Genomic DNA, 1,346 nt, shown 5'->3' with positions numbered 1-1,346 from the left:
AGGATATATTTCTGGCATGCTTCTATGGTCTCTAAGACCTTCTTTTCCGGAGCGCATTCCAAATATACCGGCAGGGTCTTTACCAGCATGGATACACTATCTGAAAGCCTTCCATCACTTCGGCCGTTATAGATTGTAGTAAATATGGCATTTTCAGACGCTGTATACGACTTAAGTGCAAGGCCAAAAGCGGTCGTAAAGAAAGCATTAAGTGTATAGGAATTATCAAGACAGAACTGTCTTATCATAGCTCCATCCGTTTCTGCTATGATCTTTAAGAAACCTATATGCCCATTTTCTTCCTTACCATCTTTTACCGGAAGTGTCTCTCCCCCGCAGCCTGCAAAGTAACCGTCGTACCAGGCCTTTGCCTTTTCAAATCGCTCGCTTTTCCTCGCGGCTTCTTCATCAAGAGCAAACTCATATCCCGTATATTTCTCTTTTTCTATTTCTTCACCTGAATAAGCTCTGTCAATGTCTCTTTTTAGAATATCAAGAGATCCGCCATCGCTTACGATGTGGTGGGTATCAAGGAAGAAATAGTTACCATTCTTTGTTTCATAGATCTCTGCACGGAAGAGAACTTCTCCCGTATCAAGGAAAAATGGCCTTACCAGCTCATCTTCGGTTGGAATTGTATCTTTCTTAAATACAGGAGTTTCAAACTTATAGTCATCCCTTCTTCTTGCGTGTACAATTCCATCCTTGTCACTTACAGGTTCCATGAAAAGATATGGATGGGCTGCTACAGCTTTTTCAATAGCTTTAGCAAGTTTTTCGCAGTCCACACTGTCCCCTAGTTTATGAAGTTCCGGGATGTTATAGATGGTAGACCCCGGATAGCGCATACATTCGATATATATACCTGTCTGGGTCATTGACAGCGGATACTCTTCTCTGAGTTCATATTCTTTCTCTTCATCCGCATTTCTCAGGATACTGTCTATAGCTTTGACAGTACTGTTCTCAAATACATCCGATACTTTAAGGGTTCTTCCAAAGTGCTCTGACAAAAGGGCGCACAGCTTGATGCATCCTACAGATGACAGACCAAAGGAAAACAGATCAGATGTGATGCCCAAAGGCAGATCACCAATTACTTCTTTAACGATCTCAAGGATCTGCTCCTGAGTTTCATTCTCAGGCGGAACTATCTCATCTTCCATCATTACAGCCTGAGGCAGTGCCTTTTTGTCTATCTTGCCTGAAAGATTCATAGGCATCTCATCAAGCTGCATGAAGGCCTGTGGCACCATGTAGGAAGTAAGGTAAGATGACAGATAGGATTTCAGGTCACTTATATCCACCTTTTCATCTGCTGTGAAATAGGCAGCAAGGTAGTCTGT

The 1,346-nt window shown here is 42.4% G+C and carries 1 protein-coding gene; it reads right to left on the bottom strand.

The window, feature by feature from the left end; genetic code table 11:
* Positions 1-1,346, bottom strand: a 1,346-nt coding sequence (locus G585_RS0116545) for a condensation domain-containing protein (RefSeq protein WP_022776488.1), incomplete at both ends; no start/stop codon positions are given.

This window comes from Butyrivibrio sp. AE2015, assembly GCF_000420825.1.
GTDB lineage: Bacteria > Bacillota > Clostridia > Lachnospirales > Lachnospiraceae > Butyrivibrio.
Note: the sequence above shows the minus strand (reverse complement) of the source record. Positions and strands in the feature narration are given on the sequence as shown.